Source organism: Clostridium sp. AF34-13 (assembly GCF_003477845.1).
Taxonomy (GTDB): Bacteria; Bacillota; Clostridia; order Lachnospirales; family Lachnospiraceae; genus Butyribacter; species Butyribacter intestini.
The window spans coordinates 1-4143 of the sequence record NZ_QUEB01000034.1 but is presented as its reverse complement, the minus strand read 5'-3'; the positions used below and the strand labels follow the sequence as shown (position 1 = coordinate 4143).

4 protein-coding genes are annotated in these 4143 nt (G+C 32.7%); 3 read left to right on the top strand and 1 reads right to left on the bottom strand.

Going from position 1 to position 4143, the window contains the following annotated elements; genetic code table 11:
* Positions 1-22 precede the first annotated feature (22 nt).
* The 3 genes from DWZ63_RS15440 to DWZ63_RS15430 all read left to right on the top strand — a co-directional run bounded on the left by DWZ63_RS15440 (position 23) and on the right by DWZ63_RS15430 (position 3055).
* The gene (locus tag DWZ63_RS15440; protein ID WP_055946747.1) at positions 23-1294 is read left to right on the top strand and encodes a helveticin J family class III bacteriocin; all 1272 of its coding nucleotides are present in this window, start codon (positions 23-25) and stop codon (positions 1292-1294) included.
* A gap of 203 nt (positions 1295-1497) precedes the next feature.
* Entirely contained in the window at positions 1498-1737 is a 240-nt protein-coding gene (locus DWZ63_RS15435) for a hypothetical protein (protein ID WP_118500356.1), read from the top strand.
* Positions 1682-3055 carry a leucine-rich repeat domain-containing protein gene (locus DWZ63_RS15430; protein ID WP_118500355.1) on the top strand — a complete coding sequence of 458 codons (1374 nt, stop codon included), beginning with the start codon at positions 1682-1684 and terminating at the stop codon, positions 3053-3055. Before DWZ63_RS15435 ends, DWZ63_RS15430 begins: the two co-directional genes overlap by 56 nt.
* A gap of 134 nt (positions 3056-3189) precedes the next feature.
* On the opposite strand, the gene DWZ63_RS15425 is transcribed toward DWZ63_RS15430, so the two are convergent.
* Positions 3190-4143 (bottom strand): PD-(D/E)XK nuclease domain-containing protein (locus DWZ63_RS15425; protein ID WP_182431558.1); only part of this gene is annotated, 954 nt, incomplete at its 5' end.

The following is a 4143-nucleotide window of genomic DNA, read 5'->3' as shown; positions in this document are numbered from 1 at the left end:
GAACAATATAGGGAGGTAGATTATGAGTAAAAATTTAAGAAGAATGGTAACATTTGGTTTGGTAGTGACAATGGGAATTTTGCCAATGAGTGCACATAGCAATATAGTATCTGCACAGGGGCAGGAAGAAACAAAGACACTGATTATGACAAGAGAGGATGACATTGACAGTTTCGATGATCTTGATGGAATGACATTAGATCTAAGTGATAAAAATATTGTGCCTGATGCTGATGGAAAAGTTGAAGTTGATGTTAATGATGCAGTTACGCAAGGAAATATGGCGAGAAATATGATACATGGAGAGTTTGCTTTTTGGATAAATAATTTAAGTGATTTTTCTGGTATGGATGGAGTATATTCAGCAAACAGACCAATACAAAATATATATATAACGAATAATGAGATATATGTTACTCAGGTATATGCTAAGAATGGAAATTCAAATAATGTAAAAATTTCAAGATGTGAAATAATGCCTCAAAATCGTAAGCAGGCAGTCATGAGAGACTCTATGAATATTGAAGGTGTTGGTCATGGTCAAAATCTGATACCGTATCAGTATAACAATAATCAATATTTTATTGTATGTGCAAATGCAAATAAGACAAAAATAGATGAAAATACTACCTATTGGGAAGCTGGTAAAATCGGTAAAATTGAATATCAACCGGATGTTACATTTACGAGTACAAAAATTGACAAACTGGATGACACAGAGTATTCAAACAAAACAAGAACACCATTTTATGATTTAAGAAGATGTGCTGTCAATGTATCTCCTGACGGAAAAAAGATGCTTATGTTTAAACAGAGCAGGCAAGGAAATGTCCAATATTCATTTTATGATTTTAATGCCATAAAAAAAGCATTAGACAGCAATTCAACTAATGATAGAAGTTTTAGATATAATGATAAATTAGCTGAAGCCTGTGATAGTGATGTAATAAATGCCGATAATGTTCCTAATGGGCAATTACAGGGAATAGCAATAGATAATGATATGAATATATATATTGTGTCTGACGGAGATGGAACATATAATACATTAGCTAATCTTTCTGTTATTTTTAAAAAATCAAAAAAAACAATATATTACAGTATATATGGTAGTGTTAGTGAAATATTATATTATTTAGGAGATACTATATCCAGCTCGGAAGAATTAGAATTAGAAATAGAAGGTTTGCAAATAATAAATGATAAGATATATATGGGCATATCTCCTAAAGCCGAAAACCAAAGAAACAGGGCATTCATATATTATATTGATAACGGACTTATACATGAATAAAATTTTATATTTCCCTGCAACATAATTCATAAAAATCTGTCTTATATTATAAGAAATGATATGACATCGGACAAAAATAGTTAGAAATGGAGATTTCAGTATTCACAGGCACAAATCTTATATGTGATGTGTACTCGGTATCTTCTCAAAATTTTTAGTTCAGAAGATTACGAGAGCACATTGTGTAGAAATGGAGGTTTAGTATGGGAAAAGAAAAATTTATCAGAAAAAGAAAGTCTGCCGATAAGTTCACTTTTAAACAAAGTATAATGCTCGGAGTTGTTATCATAGCATCGGTATCAATAATATTTATGCAGGCCGATAATGCTTCGGCTGCAAAAAAGAAAACAAAGCAGGATAACCATTATGTAACTATGAGTTTTAAAAATGGTGTACTTACAGTTAAAGGAAATGGGGGATCCCATAAATATAACAGTGTATGAGGGTAAAAATATTAAAAAAGTTGTAATTAAAAAAGGGGTTGTGTCATTACCTGACAATGCGTTTAAAGATTGCAAAAAGTTAAAAAAAATAGTATTACCATCAACTTTAAAACGGATTGGTGCTCGTGCGTTTTCAAATACCACGGCATTAAAAAGCTTAAATCTGCCCAATGGTATAAAAACAATAAAAGAATATACATTTGAAAAATCTGGAATTGAAAAAGTTAATATTCCAAAAACAGTAAAAAAGATTGGTGCTTATGCGTTTGAGGGATGTCCAATAAAAAATATTTCCATTCCAAAATCAGTAAAGAGCATTGAACCAGGAGCGTTTGCAAGCAGTTCAATAAAAAGTATAACTATTCCCAAAACAGTAAAAAAGCTGGGTGAAGGTGTGTTTGGTAACTGTAAAAAACTTGAAAGTATAACAATGCCTGGAAATATAGGAGTAATAAAATATGAGATTCCGGATTATGAATATCAGCCAAAGTCTTTTGTGGGAGATTCTTGCAAATCGCTTAAAAAAATAAAATTTACAACATCACTTAATATTAATATTTTAAAAAGAGTTGGTAAAAGCGGCGGTTTTGAAGTTATGGCAAATGATCCAAAGTATAAGAGTGTGGACGGATTGATATACTCAAAGGATGGAAAGACACTTTTAAGGATACCACATGGACGAAAAAAAGTAATTATATCAGATAAATGTACAACAGTTACAGCAGGAAGCTATGGGTATGAGATGTATCTTGCGGACAGTGCAATGAAAGAAATAGTATTTCCCAAAACAGTAACTAAGATAATATTAGATGACACTCTGTTAGGACCAAGTTATTATGAATGTAATAATATAAAAATAACATTAAATATGGATTATCTTGATGACGACTCAATAAAGATATTGTGGCAGACAAATAAATATTGGAGAAATTCATTAAAGGATGAACTCTTAAGAAAAGGGCTTGCAAAGTTAAATGAGGAAAATGAGCGTATGCTCATGCTTGATGACGGCTATCTGTGTGCTTATCTTATGAAAGATATCAGCAAGATAGACGATAGATCAGCTTGGGAAACAATAGATGGACTTGTGGTGCCTGATAATGTTAAGACAATAGGAACAGAAGCGTTCACGGGATTTCTTGTAAAATCCTTAACATTTGGAAGTGGAGTTAAATATGTAGAAGAAAATGTACTTTTGGCAGCAGATGTTCCGAATACATATAAAAATATGGCTACAATTTATGTGAAAAATCACGACATAGTTATATCAAAAAAGGCATTTGATGCAAATGATCAGATTAACATTGTAATGGCTTAGATTGTTTATTAAAAAAGAGGACATTGCAGACCGCACTATAGAAAATGTAAGGGCTGCAATGCTCTCTTTTTTAATTACAAGAGAGATTTCCGGTTTAACTTCATTTTAAACAAGAGAATTTTGTAGTTGTTCTATCAGGAATTTCTCCACTCCTCAATCACACAGGTATGGTACTTTTTGTCTGAACCATCCGCATTATAATTGATACCCACTAAAAGAATTTTGTCACTGTATCCGGATAATGCACCATGATATTTTTTCTCTTTTATCTGCTTTATAGCGGTTTCGGCAGACTGATTATATTTAAGTTCAACAATTATTGCGGGTCTGAAACCTGCATTTAATCTCGGAATAAATGCAAAATCAGCAAAACCTTTGCCGGCAGGCATCTCACGGACGATATTGTAATATCCCGGTGCTGTAAAATATGCCATTGTAAGGACGCAGCTTAATGAGTTTTCATCGTTGTACTTAAGAACGGATGTATAGGTGTCATGTGCCTGTTCTATAATTTCTGCAACTTTCGTTTCATCACCATCAATGGTAGCCATCAGCAGTTCATCACATCTTGAAATTGCCTTTGATATTTCATCCCATGTTCCTGTTTTTAATGCCATCTGGAAAGCTTCGGCAACCTCATAGTTAGGGATATATGCACTTTTTCTATCTGCATCATAACCTAAATATCCCAAATGAATAAGTGCTGTCAATGCGTCATCCTTTGAATGAATGTCGGATAAATCATTTTGAAACGACCGGGTATCAACCATTACCTTTCCGCCTGCAAGCATTGTCATAATGTCATCTTTAAGACCTGCATAATTCATTGTAATAAATGTATTGATTGATGAGAAAGAAGAAGTGTTTCTCCAGTAAGAAGCAAAGGCATGCCTGTCGATTGCTTCAGATACAGAGTTTGGATTATACATATGAAGTCCGTTTATCAGATAACCATTGTACCACGCTTTGATTGAATCAAAATCCATGTCATATTTTTGGCATAATTGTTTAACTTCTTCTTCCGTAAAACCATAGTATGGTGTTATAGGATATGAATCTAACATTGTATATTCACGGAAATTGTTAAG